The sequence below is a fragment of the Marinobacter azerbaijanicus genome (assembly GCF_030250645.1).
Taxonomy (GTDB): domain Bacteria; phylum Pseudomonadota; class Gammaproteobacteria; order Pseudomonadales; family Oleiphilaceae; genus Marinobacter; species Marinobacter azerbaijanicus.
The window spans coordinates 66,991-82,005 of record NZ_JASSVS010000015.1; the positions used below are offsets into that span (position 1 = coordinate 66,991).

A 15,015-nucleotide genomic window follows, 5' to 3' on the forward strand; every position below is an offset into this window, starting at 1 on the left:
AGTCGGAAGCCGTAACAACAAGCAAGCCGGAAAAGAAGCACTGCAGAATGGAAACCCTCAGCGCAGCCCCAGAGCTACCCAACACAGCAGATCCCGCTGACAACGGACTATCCCGCCAGGAAGCCAGTGCACGACTGGAGAAATTTGGTTACAACCGGCTGCCCGCCCCGCCCATGCCGGGTGTGGTGGAGCTTTTTGCGCGGCAATTCCTCAGCCCTTTCATTTACATCCTCCTGATCGCTTCCGCTGTTTCATTTGCACTCGGCCAGACCCCAAGCGGGGTTTTTATCCTGATCGTCCTGCTGATCAATGCAATTATCGGCACGGTCCAGGAGTTTTCCGCCCAGAAGGCGGCCGCCGCGTTGAAGCAAATGATGAAAGGTACAGCCCATGTGCTTCGGGACGGCCAGATTGTAACCATTGAAGTCGAAGAGATCGTTCCAGGCGATGTTGTCTTGCTCTCATCAGGCGACAAAGTGCCGGCTGATATCCAGTTGCTCAGCGCCAGCAGCCTGGCGGTGGATGAGTCCATGCTGACGGGGGAGTCCCTGGCGGTCGCCAAGAATGCCGGTGCGGCAAGCGACGACAGCACACCGCTCACCGAGCGCGTTGACCAGTGCTTTGCGGGCAGCATCATCACCCATGGGCGCGGGCGTGGCCGGGTAATAGCTACTGCCTCGGATACCCAGCTGGGCAAGATTGCCCAGGGAGTCACCGGCAAGACCTCTGCTGAACCGCCGCTGATGATCCGGATCCGCAAGTTCACCTACCAGGTTGCCTTCGGCATTCTGGTGGCCATTGCCGCCCTGGCAGGCCTGATGATCCTGGATGGCGGCTATTCAATGGAAGAGATGGTCCTTATGTCCATCGGCCTGGCCGTTTCGGTGATTCCGGAGGGCCTGCCTGCTGCACTGACCGTTGCCCTCGCCATCGGCATGACCCGGATGGCAAAACGCAATGTGATCATCCGCAAGCTGGTGGCGGTGGAAGCCCTGGGGTCCTGCACCCTCATTTGCTCCGACAAGACCGGCACCCTGACAGTCAACGAGCTCACCATTCGCAAGGTGAGGCTGCCTGATGGACGCCAGTTCGACGTCACTGGCGAGGGGGTAGCCCCGGGTGGGGAGATCACAGGCCCCGCCGGCGCCCAGGTGGATGCGGCGGGCCAGGATACACTCAGGGAGCTCTGTGTCGCAGGCGTCCTCGCCAATGAAAGCCATCTGGACTATAGCGGCGGCGAGTGGGTTTCCCAGGGCGACATCGTGGACATTGCCTTCCTGGTCATGGCCAAGAAGCTGGGTATGTCCATCACTGACCTGCGAACCCGACAGGAACAGGTGGCCCTGATCCCCTACGAGTCGGAAAAGGCCTACAGTGGGGTGGTCAACCGCGTTGGCGATCAAACCGTCATCTATGCCAAAGGCAGCCCTGAAAAAATGCTGGCCATGTGCAACCGGATGGCAACCACTGACGGCTCTATAGAAATCGACAAACCAGCCCTCGAAAGCCAGTTCACCGAGCTCGCTTCCCGAGGCTATCGGATTATCGCCCTGGCGAAGAAAACCTCGTCATCCGGCGATCATGAGATGGCCGATATGGTCTTTCTCGGAATGGTTGCCATGATAGACCCGCTCCGCCACGAAGCCTTCGAAGCCATCGAAAAGTGCCGTACCGGCGGCATTGAGGTAGCCATGGTCACCGGCGACCATCCGGCTACCGCAAAATCAATCGCCCTGGAACTGGGGCTGTGTGACGCCGACGCAACGGTTGTTACGGGCCAAATGCTCGATGAAGTCAACGCCCGGGGCCAGGGGGCTGTCGACCAGCTTATTCGCAAGGCCCGGGTATTCGCCCGCATAGAACCCGCCAGGAAAGCCCAGATTGTGGACAGCTTCATGCGGGACGGGCATTTTGTCGCCGTCACCGGGGATGGCGTCAATGACGCACCGGCCATGCGGCAGGCGCATGCGGGAATCGCCATGGGCAAACGCGGCACGGATGTGGCCAAGGAAACGGCGGACCTGATCGTTACCGACGATAATTTTTCCTCCATTGTCGCCGGCATTGAGCAGGGACGGGTGGTTTACAACAACATCCGCAAGGTGATCGGGCTGCTGGTTGCCACCGGCTTCTCGGCGATCCTGCTCTTTTTCTTCTGTGTGCTGGCCGGTCTGCCAATGCCCTTGATCGCGGTGCAGTTACTCTGGCTTAACCTGGTTGCCAACGGATTCCAGGACGTGGCCCTGGCCTTTGAACCGAAGGAAGGCGGCGAATTGTCAGTAAAGCCGCGCTCGCCTCAGGAGCCCGTGTTCGATAAACCGATTATTGAGCACGTACTGGTGGTGGGATCATGGATGGGGCTTGTCGCATTTCTCAATTTCCAGTGGACGCTTGAGCAGGGCCAGAGTATTGAGGATGCCCGCAACCTGACACTGATGCTGATGGTGCTCTTCGGCAACATCCACGCGCTGAACAGCCGCTCGGAATTCCGCTCCCTTTTCAGTATCTCCCTGCTTAGTAACCCTTTCCTGATGCTGGCTGTTCCCCTCGCGCAACTGGCCCACATTGGCGCCATGTATACCCCGGGGCTCTCCGATGTCCTGCAGATTCAGCCGATTTCAATGGCGGAATGGTTGCAGTTGCTGGTATTCGCCATGAGCCTTCTCGTTGTGGCGGAGCTGCACAAGACCCTGATCAGGAGGCGGAGAGCCCATGCCAGCTCAGCGTGCTACACGCCCCCTGCCGCATCTGCCAGCCAGCCGCCTATTCCACCCGCCCAGTGAGCCGTCATGCAACCGTCCACCAAACTCTACACCGACCTCTCCGGTTATTACGATCTGATGTGTGCCGACATCAACTACCCAGAACAAAGCAGCGGCGTGCGCAGGCTTAACCAGCTGTTCGGAAACGGCGGTCGCAGTCATCTGGACCTGGCCTGTGGTACCGGCCCCCACATCTGGCATTTCCTCGATTCTGGCTACCAAAGCCAGGGCCTGGACATCAATCAGCCTATGCTGGATAAAGCCAAAGTGCGCTGCCCTGAAGCCGAGTTCACCCTGGGAGACATTGGCAGTTTTGCCTTTGACCAGCCTTTTGATCTGATCACCTGCTTGCTGTATTCCATTCACTACAGCAGTGACATCGCCCGCCTGAAATCCTGCATCAACAGCGTCCACGATGCCCTGCAGACCAAGGGTGTTTTCTGCTTCAATGCGGTGGACAAGAACAAGATCAACAACAACCTGTTCGTAAACCATACTGCAGAGCATCAGGACGGTGCCTTCAAATTCAGTTCGGGCTGGCACTACCGCGGTTACGGCGAGCAGCAGTCACTCAAGCTGTGCATCACAAAGACCACACACAATGTCAGCGAAACCTGGAAAGACGAGCATCCCATGGTGGCGCTGGGCTTCGACGAACTTGCACAGCTGCTGGAACCCTGTTTCGAGGTGCATATCTTCGAGCATGACTACGGCAAGATAGAGCCCTGGGACGGGCAGTCCGGCAACGCCCTGTTTGTCTGCGTGAAGGCTTAGAGCACGGAGCCAGAATTGAACTGGTCAGGGCCCGCCGCCAGTCGAAAACCATAACAACAAGCAGGCACCCCCGAAAAGAAGCACGGCAAAGTGGATAGCCAGGTTCTTTCGGGTAGTTGGTGCGGGTTTTCTGGCGAAACTGAAGTAATCCTCACCAAACAACCCCACGCCGCAGCCCTCACAGTAGTTTTTTGAATAAGAAACCCTCAGCACACATGGCTCAAACTTTTTTCGACAGCTGTAACAACTGGGCTTGATCATTTCGGGCTCCCGGCAAAACGAGTGAGCATAATATCTTCCATGGACCAAAAACCGGTACAGGAAATTAATCCACCCCGGTTTCCGGATAAGCTTGATTCAGGTTTTCTCCAGGCTCAAGATCTCCAGACATTGTCAGGAAGCACTCCTGGTCACTGACTATAGGGCAATAAAAAAAGATGAATGATCTCAAGGCAGCCATTGATGCGGGTAAGCAGAACGTCCTCATAGTAGATTTTCGCAGCGATACGGTGACCCGCCCTACCGCTGAAATGCGCGAAGCCATGGCCAGCGCTGAGGTAGGAGACGACGTTTATGGTGACGATCCCACCGTAAACAGCCTGCAGGCCTACGCCGCCAAGCGGCTGGGCTTCGAATCGGCACTGTTTACCGCCACTGGCACCCAGGCCAACCTGCTGGCGATCATGAGCCACTGTGGCCGGGGCGATGAATACCTCTGCGGCCAGTCGGCACACAACTACCGCTACGAAGGCGGTGGCGCCGCCGTGCTTGGCAGCGTTCAACCGCAGCCTATCGAGAACGAGCCGGACGGCAGCATCAACCTCGAGAAAGCCAAAGCTGCCATCAAGGCCGACGATTTCCATTTCGCCCCTACCCGCCTGCTCTCACTGGAAAACACCATCGGTGGCAAAGTGTTGTCACTGGACTACCAGCGCCAGGCCCGCGCCTTTTGCGAGGACCACAATCTGCTGCTGCACCTGGACGGCGCCCGGGTGTTCAATGCAGCGGTAAGATCCGACTGTGACGTAACCGATATCACCAGACACTATGATTCGGTCAGCGTCTGCCTCTCGAAAGGGCTGGGCGCGCCTGTCGGTTCACTACTGCTGGGTTCAGAAGCCTTTATCAAGCGGGCAACACGGCTGCGTAAAATGGTGGGTGGCGGCATGAGGCAGGCCGGCATACTGGCCGCTGCCGGGCGAATCGCCCTGGAGAAAGGGCCACAGCGGCTATCTGAAGATCACGAGAACGCCGAATACCTGAGCGCCGGCCTGGCCGAAATCCCGCAGCTGGAGATCAACCCCGCCAGCACCCAGACCAACATCGTCTACGCCCACTGCCGGTCCGGCAGAGCCGCGCAACTGCGCGACTACCTGGCTGACCAGGGCATCCTCATCACGGCGGGAGACCCCATTCGCTTCGTGACGCATCGGGATGTGAACGGTCAGGATGTCGACCGGTTGCTGGAAACTATCCGGCGGTTCTATGAGCGATACCCGATCCGTCGCGACCCCGGAGCTTTAAAATGAAAAAGTACTTCGCCCGTCCTGCTTCTTACAACGCAGCGTCCAGTTCATCGATCGCTTTTCTTAGCGCAATCTCAGCCTCGGAATGTTTACCCTCATTGTGCAGCGATTCACCCCGATCCCGGAGCTCTTTGACCTTGGCCTCAGCCTCAATGTCCAGTTGCGCCGACTGCAGTTGATGATCAATCTGTTTAATCAGCGTCGGGCACTGGCTGCCAAGGGCATTGCCCACAAAGAAAACCGTGAATAACACAATCGCAAGATACCGCATGATAGTTCCTCCTTTTTTGGCACGACCCTATGGAGTATAGACAATCGGGAGTCGATGGCTCTGTCCCGGTTTTCACTGCATGCCCATCACCTACATAATGTTTATAATCACCGACCAGCTCAGACCCAATCTAGCAATGAACTCCAAGCCCCGGGCCCATTACTGTGAGCAGCCTCCACCGAAGTAAAAAAAGCCCCACCAGGCCCGTTCGCAAAGGTCTGCACCCAAGGAATCTACACAACCATGGCTATGACTTCCCAGCTCTCATCAAAAGCCACCCGGCACTGGCCCCCCATGTGAAACCGAACGCTCATGGCGAGCTTTCCATTGATTTCGCAGACCCACTGGCCGTCAAAACTCTCAACGCCGCGTTATTGAACCGATACTACAACATTGCTGACTGGGATATTCCCGAGGGTGCGCTCTGCCCTCCAATCCCCGGCAGAGCCGACTATATCCATTACGTGGCAGACTTGCCGGGGCCTGAACAGCCCGACATCAAGCTGCTCGATATAGGCACTGGAGCAAATGGAATCTACCCGCTGCTGGCCTGCCAGATTTATGGCTGGGAGTGTGTCGGTAGTGACATTAACACCCAATCGATCGAGAACGTCGCCACGATTATCGCCAACAACCCCGCACTCAAGGAACGCTTCACGCTGCGCACGCAGCCCGATAAAAACCACATCTTTGAAGGGATCATTCAACCCGGGGAGTTCTTTGACGTCAGCGTATGCAACCCACCCTTCCATGCCTCGCCCGATGAAGCACTCAAGGGTAGCCGGCTTAAACTCAATAACCTTGCTCGTAGCCGCGGTGAGCAGAAAGCAAAGACCGACTCCCCCACCCTTAACTTTGGCGGGCTGGGAGCAGAGCTTTGGTGTAAAGGAGGTGAACAGCTGTTTCTGAAAAAGCTGATAAGAGAAAGCCAGGTGTATTCAACTCAATGCCGCTGGTTCACCAGCCTGGTTTCAAAAGCCGACAACGTTAAGCCTGCAAAGAAGTTGATTCGCAAGCTCGGTGCCCTTGATATAAGGGAAATCGAGATGAAGCAGGGGAACAAGATTACCAGGGTACTGGCCTGGACATTCATATGAGCCACCCCAGGGGTGGCTCATGGTCATGAGAGAGCGCCGTCAGGAGGCCTTTTTCATAACCGGCGCCAACCATTTGCGCTTGGCCTTCTCAACCAGATCGCGGGCATCGTGATTCCAGGGGTGAAAACCGGGGCTGTAGTACTTGAAGTAGGACGGCAACAGCTTGCGGAAAACACCGGGCTTGCCCCACATGTAATTGATCCCGCCCGCCCAGGACTTCAGGTTGAATAGCTGGCCGTCTTCTTTCATCAGCTGAGCCAGGTGAATCCCGCTGAACAGCGGAAACATCACGCTCACGGCCATCATTTCCGTCACTCGAACAAGCTCGCTGCCGCCAATGCTCTTGTAAACATCAAAAGCCACGGCCTTGTGCTCGGATTCCTCAATCGCGTGCCAGGCCCAAATGGGCGCCATGCGCGGGTCCATTTCCTCCAGGGCGTCGTATTTCAGGAGAAATTCCTCGGCCATCAGGGCGGTGAAATGTTCCACTGCCACCGTGTGGGCCAGCTGACGCTCGGGGCTGAGGTGCTTGCGCATCCAGTTCATCAGCCCCTGAATCTCACCCTCCAGGCGGTCGAGATTGATACCGCGATCCTGCATATAGCCGTTGAGCGCCTTGTGTTCCCTGGAGTGGTGAGCCTCCTGGCCAATAAAGCCACGCACCGCCTCTTTCAGTTCCGGGTCTGTGATCTGTTTCTGGTAGTGGCGTACCGAGTCGATAAAGAAACGCTCACCGGGCGGGAAGCTGGAAGACAGAGCCGCCAACAGAAGCGTTTTGGCCGGATCGTTGTCCCACCAGTATTTGGGCACGTCGTCGGCCAGATCAAAATTCGGCTGTCGGACTTCGGGGATCAGACCTTTGGGCGTGGTTGTTCGAGCTGTATTGCGCGCTGAAATCGGGTGAACACCGGCTTCTGTTCTGCTGGCAATCATTGTGAGCCCTCGGGAAGCATGTTGGCAATGGAGTCATCATACTGGCGGGGACTCCACTGCCGTAAGTGCACAAGGGGACAATGTACTTGTCATTGCCGGCCAGAGCTCAGCGGACTTGAGGACCCACTCCTAGCGAGTTGCCCGCTTCGAAAATCTTGCAACCAGGCCCGCAACGCCCAGACCCATCAACCCCAGGGTTCCAGGTTCCGGCACCTCATTCGCCACTGTTGGCTTACCCAGAATATCGTAATGGTTGGTGGTCTCGCCCTGAGCAACATCCACTGTAAACGTATAGGTGTCACCGTCCGGAACGGACAGGTTGATAATGTCGATCACCTGCTGACTACTGCTGAGTGAATAGCTCCCGGGGCCATCATAGGCAGTGCCGTCGAAACCACCGCTCTTGGTGTCGATAAAGAAGGTCGGTCCGCCGGCACCCAATTCACCGTCGGGGTCCGGATACACGTCCAGCGACAGGTGAAAGTCGGTCCACGTCTGCCCGGAGTTATTTGTGATATCAAATACCTGGTTCATCAAAAAACCGCTCTGGTTCTGAAGAATCGGCTTTTGATCAAGATTGTCGTAGGTTAAGGAAACGGCACCGGCACTGCAGGCCGCCAGGGACAATACAGAGGCTGCGACAAATTTCGTCATCATAGGATCACCTCGCGTCATCATTGATTGGTGAACTTCAATCTTTAGAGACGCAAAGTCAGTGCCACTTACCCAAGACCCCGGCATGAATGGGATACAGGCAAAAAAACAAACTATTCAGTCAGTTAACGTTAAACTTTTAAACATGTCTTTTTTCCATACACATGATAGGAAAATCATTTAAAACACTGTTTTAAATAGAATAATACCTTTATGAACGTAAACTATTGCCAACCAGTTAAACAGAGCTGAACCGCAGGCGTTAAATAGCTCAACGCTTGCTTCTGAAACACAGAATCCATTCGGTGCGATGGCAGCCGATGCTCGGTTTCCATACGAACATCAACCCAAACGGGCTTCGCTTGGGCGAGCATGGGGGCATTACGACGCGGGTGGTTGAAGCGGGGGACATTGCTCTTGGGGACGAGGTTCAGGCCTGTACCTGAATTGGCGAATTTGCGGTAACATCGCCCTCCCGCAACGACTTCTGCAACTGCGGTAGCGGTATCAAATTCAAGAAATGCTGTGGCTGACGACAACCGTGGCATAGAGGGCAATGGCTATGATTGTTTGCGGGGTTGAGCTGACTGGCAGCGATGCGGTGGTGTGTTTACTGAATATGGACCGGGGGCAGTTCAACCTGCCGGAGTGCAAGGTGCGTAAACTGTCACTGCCGAAAAACCATGGCCGTGAAGACCTGAAGCGGTTCCAGACGGCCTTTGCGGAGTTAATGGCCGAGCATGGGGTCACCAGCGTCGCGATCAAAGAGCGGATGCCAAAAGGCAAATTTGCCGGTGGTGCCATCAGCTTTAAAATGGAAGCGGCCATTCAACTGACCACCGGTACTGAATTTACAGTGACCATGCTCCCCCCGGCACTGATCAAGTCCACCCTGGCATCCAACCCGCTACCAATTGCTTTTGCCGACACGGGTTTGAAGGTCTTTCAGGAAGCGGCCTTTACCGCCGCCTATGTAGGGCAGCTGCACGGTCGTTGCCCCTGAAAGGGTGTACTCCGAGAATAGATTTGCACCGGTTTCCCGGGTATCCGCTGCTGGATGCTCTGTTCCGGTTAAGGAGAGTCCGGGACGGGTGTCCCCGCCCCGGAGTGGCCCTCAGACCCGCTCAAGGGTTACCGGAACCGGCCGGCATACAGTGTTGCAGACCGGCGAGTGGTCCCTGGCAAACGACAGAAGATCATCCAGCTCCTCGTCGCTGCAATCAGCTTCAATGTCCATGAGGATACGAATGCTCTCGTAGCCGACCACAGCCTCGTCATTCAGCGCCAGCAGTCCTTCCAGGTTGATATTGCCCGACAGTCTGGTCGACAGTTTCCGGATGGTGATGCCCCGTGCCGCAGCATGCAGGACCGTGGTGGTGGTAACACAGCCGGCCAGAGCATGCAGGAGGAATTCCACCGGGTTGGCACCTTCGTTATTGCCCAGCAGGACCGGGGGCTCACCATTGGTGAAGACGAAGTCTTTGTCACGTGATTCATCTTCAGCGCCGGCTCCGTAGAAACCGCGGATGGTAGAGCGATTTTCACCGCCGTCCACCCATTCGTTACTTGCCCGGAACTCGAACTGCGCGAGGCCTGGGTCGTTTTTCAGGGCTTCAATGGTCTGGCCCATCTGGATCAGATCGAGGCCGTTACGGGTCTTAATATTTACTTGTGCGTTCATTTTCCTCACCTTGCTTCGTCGTCTATTCGTTGTCTAAAGAAACCCGGTGGACCGGGAGGCGCACTTTGTGGCGCCTGGGTATAAAGTAAGGGATGACTGCGCACTGGATCAGATGGAGTTCTGACAAAAAGAAGGCATTTGTGCCACCAATTGCAGGGAGGATGGAACATGGGCCAACAGCAAAAAAAAGTTCTGATTCTCGCTCTGCCCGAAACGGCAGGCTCGGCGCTGTATGGGATGGTGGATGTGCTTATGGCGACGGGCAATATCTGGCAGACCCTGGTGGGGGATTCGGTTCCATATCAACCGTTTGATGTGCAGATTGTTTCGGTCGACTCGGCGCCATTTCATTGTGGCCATGGCATTCCCGTTGAGCCGGCGTACGCCATTGCGGATGACCCTGCCGCTGATATCCTGATCCTCCCGGAGATCTGGCTGGGCCCCCATGAAGATATAGGAGGCCGCTATGAAGCGCTTATGGACTGGATCAAGCTCAGATTCCGTTCGGGTACAACGATCTATTCTGCCTGTTCCGGATCCGTGTTACTGGCAGAAAGTGGTTTGCTGGATAACTGCGCCGCAACGTCTCACTGGGGTTATCAGGAGCTTTTTCGAACGCACTACCCCAGGGTGCATTTCCGTCCGGAGACCAATCTTGTTTATGCCCACCCCGATGGCCGGCTGGTGACGGCAGGCGGAACGACATCGTGGCATGACCTGGCACTGCATATCATTGCCCGGTACGTGGGCATCGGTGAAGCGCTCCGCATTGCAAAAGTGTATCTGCTGAAATGGCACGGAGAAGGCCAACTGCCGTTTACGGGGCTGGTCCGGCAAACACGCCATGCCGACTCGGCTGTACGCAAATGTGAAGAGTGGCTCAAGATGCATTTGCGGGATCCCAGGGCCATTGCCCAGCTGGTAGAGGCCTCCCCTCTGCCAGAGAGAACACTCAAACGGCGGTTCAAAGCTGCCACTGGCTCCTCAATGATTGAGTACCTTCAAAATCTTCGCATTGAAGCGGCCAAGCGCGCACTGGAACATGGCAGATTGTCAGTGGAAGAGGTAAGCCTGGAGGCCGGTTACGAGGATGTACACTTCTTTCGCCGGTTATTCAAACGCCTGACGAGTCTTACACCAGGCGAGTACCGGCGGCTGTTTCGACCTCTTGTTGAAGAATTGGAGGACCTTTCCGAGGCGTAGGCATTGATCGGAGAAAGTAAAACTGTCCCGGTTTCCTATCCGCGCAACATCGTGGTGTCTGGCCTGAACCTGCTGACCCTCAATAATCCAATCTAATAGTCAGATCCAGGTTTTGCCCGTCGTACGAAAAGCTGGCGGCCTCGAATGAAGGCGCACTCATCCCAGCCTCTGCACCGCTTGAAAAACCATAACCTTCCGTGGGAACCCCCAGAAAGTTAGTGTTGAGCTTGCCATCCTTATTCTCATCATGGATGACAGCCAACGCATAGCTTCCTGGAGGAATATCCAGGAAGCTACAACGTGCCTTTGTATCTCGAATTTCCATCATCATTATATGGGTCGCGGAGTGCAGAAACTCAGTAGGGAAACCCTCTGGCGATTCGAAAAGTGCGCAGGCCACAGTCCCGGTACTGTTTTCAATGTTCGGAATGTTTACATAAATTCCTGGACATGATGGTTCGGCGAAGAGGATGGCGGGAAGATTCATAAACGCCAGCACGGAGGCCAATGCGGATTTCCGAATATTTGACTTACCCATCAGCATCCTCATAGCTCTGTTCTCACTGGATTGGCCCCACTTTCGCTAGGGAAAGGCCACCATCTTTTGCTGGCTTTCATCCCAGAGTTTTAGCCGGAAGCTGTGCAGGCTCTGCCGCAAGGTCAAAGGCTCTTTTTCGCGCACAGCGGAAACCTCGTTGTAACACTCGGGCAAACGATAATTGGGAATTCGGGCATTGAGATGGTGGATATGGTGATACCCGATATTCGCCGAAAACCAGCGCAAAATAGTCGGCAATTGATAGTAGGAGCTGCCTTCCATGGCGGCCCGCAACGCATCCCATTCCCCTTTTCGGGCCCAGTAACCGCCTTCGAACTGGTGCTGAACATAGAACAGCCAGATACCGCCCATACCCGCGAACCACAACACAGGCAGCTGAATCAATAAATAAGTCTGCCACCCGATTGTTTGGGCGGCGATCAGGAATACACCAACGATAGCAAGGTTCGTGAACACTACGCTCTTTCGTTCTTTGCGCTGAACTTTCTTGCTCGGCAGCCGGTTGCTGAGAAGAAAATTGAAAATGGCGCCAAAGCCCAGGAGCACCACCGGATTACGGTAGAGCCTGTAAAGCCAACGTTTAAGCCTCGGCAACTCGTTGTATTCGCGTAGAGTGAGCGTCCAGATATCACCAAAGCCTCGGGTATCGAGATTGGCGTAGCTGACATGGTGACGAAGGTGGCTGAGGCGCCAGTCGTCGAATGGCGTAAAGACAAGGACCCCCAACAGCCGCCCTACCCAGGTGTTGGCACGTGTTGATGGCAGGAGCGACCCATGGACACAATCGTGGAACAAAATGAAAAGGCGAACCAAAAACGCGGCCGCCACCACCGAGAGTGCCAGTGTCCACAAATAGGAAACATCGTGCCGGATAGAGAGGATCATCAGGTACCACAAGCCGGCGTAGGGAACCAGGGTATTGATGAGCTGCCAAATCGCCTTGCCAAGGCTGGGGGTGCGGTACTGTTTCAGCGCCGGACGCGCATCCGGCCATGAGGAATTGGCTTGCATGTCGCCTCCATTCGATTTTTTACGGCACTCAGACTATTGAAACCCTTTGCGCTCAGCGCAAGCAAATGCCGATCAAAATGCGTTTAATCCTTAGAACTCAGTTTTGACTCCTTATCATCCATGTTATGACCTTTAAACCCATCAGACAATCGCGTGCCGGTCCAGGGGCTCCGAACATTTTCACTGGGCGATGTCATCACGGCCCTAACAGATCAGTTTTAATTATAGAGTGGAAATGCCGTCGATCTCGGTCACCGTTTTGGCATCCGCCCGCTCAATAATTTTCACGATGGTGGATTGAATCGTTTCATCTTCCCGGGCATCACTGCCACTTACAAACGTTTGCTTCTGGGGATCGGCACCCTCTTCCTCAGTAAATGAAACAACGACCTCGGTGGCTGAATCCGGCGTTTTACCAAAGTACTCCAGCGAAACCAACGGATAGCCATGAAAGCCCTTCTTAATCTGCTTTGCAATGCGCTTCTTTGCTTTATCCAAATGCATAATACGGCCTGTCGCTGCGCTTCTTATCTGGGTGCAACATGAACACCCAGTCGGCTGACCCGGATTACTCTCACCTGAAAGACCGGGCCAGGAAATCAAGTTGATCTTCGATTGACTGAACCAGAGCTTCACCCCGGTAAACATCAAAATGGCCGACCGGATAGTGCTTCACTTCGGAGTTCGGCATTCTCTTGGCCGCTTTGGCCGCAGCACTCGCCGGGGCGACCGTATCGTGGTCGCAGATCAACACCAGTGCCGGGCAGGTAACTTCGCTGGCCAACCGAATGGGCCGGAACAAGGGAATCGCATAACTCACGCCCGCTGCAACGTAATTAGACGCATTGTCAGCCAGCAAGGGAACATACCCTTCCTGGCAGTCCTCAGCGGTCATCATGCCCAACTCGCCAGGGCGGCCTGCCGATGCAATATACCGGGGAGACATCCCCAGCCCACGGCGAAGCCAGTCCACAGTTCCGTGGTAGGTCAGGCGCAGTGCCTGCATGACGCCGGCATAACCGATAACACCCAGCAAAGACGCCAGACCATCCACCATCGGGCATTGGGAGATGGTGCATCGCACGTTTCCATCCTTTGCCGCGGCCGCAATCACAAGCCCACCAGAAAACGACGTCCCCCACAGGCAGATGCGGCTCCCATCGATACTATCCAGCTGCCGCGCAAAATTCAGTGCCGCCAGCCAATCTGCCACCTCCTTCCACGGGCTCAGCGTCTGCCGTGGCTGACCATCACTTTCACCGAAATGGCGGTAGTCAAAGGCAAAGACCGCATAACCCGCATTGCAGAAGGCTTCTTTAAACGGTGCCAGACCACTGGCATGAGTCAGCCCGAAACCATGGGCCATCAAGACACACGGCAAATCTCTACTGTCGGCATTCGGCGTGTAAAGAACACCACGACAGGTTGTACCATCGCTCGGAAATTCCAGGGGAGTTTCGATCATCGTTTGGCTCTCATGCTTGAAGGTCGAGAGTCTCAGGATAGCTCATTGCTTCGAGATGAGGTCGCAAAGGTTTTGACGTCGTGGAGCATGCAGAAGGAGCGGCATTTAATATCCCTGCTCCAGCAAACGGAATACTATCATTCTTCATTGGGAAACTTCCTTTCGAAGCCGCCCCATCGGAGACACACGACGATGCCCTCCCGAGGTAGAATCACGCCACCGGATACTATCCCGTTTCGGGCCATTGCACTATTCCTGATACTGACCTTCGGCATCGCCTGGGGAATCCTGGCTGCGTTTATCATTCTCCCGGAGACTATGGTTGGCCTGTTCGGTGAAATTACCGGCCAGCACCCTCTGTTCTATCTTGCTGTCTGGGCGCCGGCCATAGCGGCGTTCATTGTGGTTATCCGATGGTCTGGTCTGGAAGGATTGCGCAGACACATCGGGCGCGCCCTGCTATGGCGCTGCTCATGGCATTGGTATGCCTTTTTGCTGCTCGGAGTTCCCCTGGTATTCTTTGCGGGCTCATTCCTCAAGGGAAACCTCTCGGATTTTGTCTTTCCGTTTGATACCGCTCCATCCTTCCTGGTCGCGCTTGTTTTTATTGCCATTAAAGGCCCGATCGAGGAGTTTGGCTGGCGTGGATTGGCGCTCCCCCTGCTCCAGCGCAAGATGGCCCCCATCTGGGCGGCCCTCATTATCGGCGTGATCTGGGGCCTTTGGCACACACCGGCCTTCCTGTTGAGCGGCACCGAGCAAAGTGCATGGTCATTTCTGCCGTTCTTCACCGGCACCATCGCCCTGAGCGTTATTGTCACGCCGCTATTTAATGCGTCCCGGGGAAGCATTTTTCTCCCCGCGTTGTTTCACTTTATCCTCATCAATCCCGTCTGGCCCGACGCCCAGCCCTACGACACCTATCTTTTTGCGCTGGTTGCCCTCGTTATCGTCTGGCTGAACCGCAGGACCATGTTCACGCGCAAAAACAGCATTACCGAGGTCGTTCCGGCAGGCCGGGAGGCCAGGACATGACTCACCTGGGCGGAAAGCTGGCAGGACACAGGCCTATTGATACC

The 15,015-nt window shown here is 55.5% G+C and carries 16 protein-coding genes; 8 read left to right on the forward strand and 8 right to left on the reverse strand.

Translation table 11 applies throughout. The features are described from left to right. The first annotated feature begins 47 nt into the window (after window positions 1–47). From QPM17_RS20990 to ltaE, 3 genes are all read left to right on the forward strand, one after another. On the forward strand, window positions 48–2,783 hold the full coding sequence (locus QPM17_RS20990) for a cation-translocating P-type ATPase (RefSeq protein WP_285393575.1): 2,736 nt from the start codon (window positions 48–50) through the stop codon (window positions 2,781–2,783). Between the two features lie 6 nt (window positions 2,784–2,789). Continuing rightward, on the forward strand, window positions 2,790–3,536 hold the full coding sequence (locus QPM17_RS20995) for a class I SAM-dependent DNA methyltransferase (protein WP_285393577.1): 747 nt from the start codon (window positions 2,790–2,792) through the stop codon (window positions 3,534–3,536). A gap of 437 nt (window positions 3,537–3,973) precedes the next feature. Further along, a complete protein-coding gene (gene ltaE / locus QPM17_RS21000) occupies window positions 3,974–5,065 on the forward strand; it encodes a low-specificity L-threonine aldolase (RefSeq protein ID WP_285393578.1) in 1,092 nt (363 codons plus the stop codon). 25 nt (window positions 5,066–5,090) lie between these two features. Here the strand turns inward: ltaE and QPM17_RS21005 are convergent, their stop codons facing one another. Then, window positions 5,091–5,333, reverse strand: a complete 243-nt coding sequence (locus tag QPM17_RS21005; protein ID WP_285393580.1) for a hypothetical protein — start codon at window positions 5,331–5,333, stop codon at window positions 5,091–5,093. A 164-nt stretch (window positions 5,334–5,497) separates the two neighbouring features. Here QPM17_RS21005 and rlmF point away from each other — a divergent pair, with 164 nt between their 5' ends. Beyond that, window positions 5,498–6,430, forward strand: a complete 933-nt coding sequence (gene rlmF, locus QPM17_RS21010) for a 23S rRNA (adenine(1618)-N(6))-methyltransferase RlmF (RefSeq protein ID WP_285393582.1) — start codon at window positions 5,498–5,500, stop codon at window positions 6,428–6,430. Between the two features lie 39 nt (window positions 6,431–6,469). Here the strand turns inward: rlmF and QPM17_RS21015 are convergent, their stop codons facing one another. Further along, the gene (locus tag QPM17_RS21015) at window positions 6,470–7,363 is read right to left on the reverse strand and encodes a metal-dependent hydrolase (RefSeq protein WP_285393584.1); all 894 of its coding nucleotides are present in this window, start codon (window positions 7,361–7,363) and stop codon (window positions 6,470–6,472) included. 129 nt (window positions 7,364–7,492) lie between these two features. Next, entirely contained in the window at window positions 7,493–8,020 is a 528-nt protein-coding gene (locus QPM17_RS21020) for a PEP-CTERM sorting domain-containing protein (protein WP_285393586.1), read from the reverse strand. Between the two features lie 443 nt (window positions 8,021–8,463). Between QPM17_RS21020 and QPM17_RS23840 the strand changes: the two genes are divergently transcribed. After that, window positions 8,464–8,550: an SEC-C metal-binding domain-containing protein gene (locus QPM17_RS23840; protein ID WP_422732789.1), complete on the forward strand. Its 87-nt coding sequence runs from the start codon at window positions 8,464–8,466 to the stop codon at window positions 8,548–8,550. 29 nt (window positions 8,551–8,579) lie between these two features. Continuing rightward, window positions 8,580–9,020: a DUF3010 family protein gene (locus tag QPM17_RS21025; protein WP_285393659.1), complete on the forward strand. Its 441-nt coding sequence runs from the start codon at window positions 8,580–8,582 to the stop codon at window positions 9,018–9,020. Between the two features lie 111 nt (window positions 9,021–9,131). Here the strand turns inward: QPM17_RS21025 and QPM17_RS21030 are convergent, their stop codons facing one another. Next, window positions 9,132–9,698 carry an OsmC family protein gene (locus tag QPM17_RS21030; RefSeq protein WP_285393587.1) on the reverse strand — a complete coding sequence of 189 codons (567 nt, stop codon included), beginning with the start codon at window positions 9,696–9,698 and terminating at the stop codon, window positions 9,132–9,134. Between the two features lie 168 nt (window positions 9,699–9,866). Here QPM17_RS21030 and QPM17_RS21035 point away from each other — a divergent pair, with 168 nt between their 5' ends. Beyond that, window positions 9,867–10,901, forward strand: coding sequence for a GlxA family transcriptional regulator (locus QPM17_RS21035; protein ID WP_285393589.1), 1,035 nt, complete (start codon window positions 9,867–9,869; stop codon window positions 10,899–10,901). Between the two features lie 79 nt (window positions 10,902–10,980). Here the strand turns inward: QPM17_RS21035 and QPM17_RS21040 are convergent, their stop codons facing one another. The 4 genes from QPM17_RS21040 to QPM17_RS21055 all read right to left on the reverse strand — a co-directional run bounded on the left by QPM17_RS21040 (window position 10,981) and on the right by QPM17_RS21055 (window position 13,936). Further along, entirely contained in the window at window positions 10,981–11,439 is a 459-nt protein-coding gene (locus tag QPM17_RS21040) for a DUF2141 domain-containing protein (RefSeq protein ID WP_285393591.1), read from the reverse strand. A gap of 45 nt (window positions 11,440–11,484) precedes the next feature. Then, a complete protein-coding gene (locus QPM17_RS21045) occupies window positions 11,485–12,471 on the reverse strand; it encodes a fatty acid desaturase (protein ID WP_285393593.1) in 987 nt (328 codons plus the stop codon). A gap of 222 nt (window positions 12,472–12,693) precedes the next feature. Then, the gene (locus QPM17_RS21050) at window positions 12,694–12,975 is read right to left on the reverse strand and encodes a hypothetical protein (protein ID WP_285393595.1); all 282 of its coding nucleotides are present in this window, start codon (window positions 12,973–12,975) and stop codon (window positions 12,694–12,696) included. A 70-nt stretch (window positions 12,976–13,045) separates the two neighbouring features. Then, window positions 13,046–13,936, reverse strand: a complete 891-nt coding sequence (locus tag QPM17_RS21055; protein ID WP_285393596.1) for an alpha/beta fold hydrolase — start codon at window positions 13,934–13,936, stop codon at window positions 13,046–13,048. Between the two features lie 192 nt (window positions 13,937–14,128). On the opposite strand from QPM17_RS21055, the gene QPM17_RS21060 reads away from it, so the two are divergent. Beyond that, on the forward strand, window positions 14,129–14,971 hold the full coding sequence (locus QPM17_RS21060; protein WP_285393598.1) for a CPBP family intramembrane glutamic endopeptidase: 843 nt from the start codon (window positions 14,129–14,131) through the stop codon (window positions 14,969–14,971). Window positions 14,972–15,015: the final 44 nt, after the last annotated feature.

Bases quoted from the DNA above. Each gene is read 5' to 3' on its own strand.
- QPM17_RS20990 (WP_285393575.1), top strand. From the start codon at position 48: ATGGAAACCCTCAGCGCAGCCCCAGAGCTACCCAACACAGCAGATCCC.
- QPM17_RS20995 (WP_285393577.1), top strand. From the start codon at position 2,790: ATGCAACCGTCCACCAAACTCTACACCGACCTCTCCGGTTATTACGAT.
- ltaE (WP_285393578.1), top strand. From the start codon at position 3,974: ATGAATGATCTCAAGGCAGCCATTGATGCGGGTAAGCAGAACGTCCTC.
- QPM17_RS21005 (WP_285393580.1), bottom strand. From the start codon at position 5,333: ATGCGGTATCTTGCGATTGTGTTATTCACGGTTTTCTTTGTGGGCAAT.
- QPM17_RS21015 (WP_285393584.1), bottom strand. From the start codon at position 7,363: ATGATTGCCAGCAGAACAGAAGCCGGTGTTCACCCGATTTCAGCGCGC.
- QPM17_RS21020 (WP_285393586.1), bottom strand. From the start codon at position 8,020: ATGATGACGAAATTTGTCGCAGCCTCTGTATTGTCCCTGGCGGCCTGC.
- QPM17_RS21025 (WP_285393659.1), top strand. From the start codon at position 8,580: ATGATTGTTTGCGGGGTTGAGCTGACTGGCAGCGATGCGGTGGTGTGT.
- QPM17_RS21030 (WP_285393587.1), bottom strand. From the start codon at position 9,698: ATGAACGCACAAGTAAATATTAAGACCCGTAACGGCCTCGATCTGATC.
- QPM17_RS21035 (WP_285393589.1), top strand. From the start codon at position 9,867: ATGGGCCAACAGCAAAAAAAAGTTCTGATTCTCGCTCTGCCCGAAACG.
- QPM17_RS21040 (WP_285393591.1), bottom strand. From the start codon at position 11,439: ATGGGTAAGTCAAATATTCGGAAATCCGCATTGGCCTCCGTGCTGGCG.
- QPM17_RS21045 (WP_285393593.1), bottom strand. From the start codon at position 12,471: ATGCAAGCCAATTCCTCATGGCCGGATGCGCGTCCGGCGCTGAAACAG.
- QPM17_RS21050 (WP_285393595.1), bottom strand. From the start codon at position 12,975: ATGCATTTGGATAAAGCAAAGAAGCGCATTGCAAAGCAGATTAAGAAG.
- QPM17_RS21055 (WP_285393596.1), bottom strand. From the start codon at position 13,936: ATGATCGAAACTCCCCTGGAATTTCCGAGCGATGGTACAACCTGTCGT.
- QPM17_RS21060 (WP_285393598.1), top strand. From the start codon at position 14,129: ATGCCCTCCCGAGGTAGAATCACGCCACCGGATACTATCCCGTTTCGG.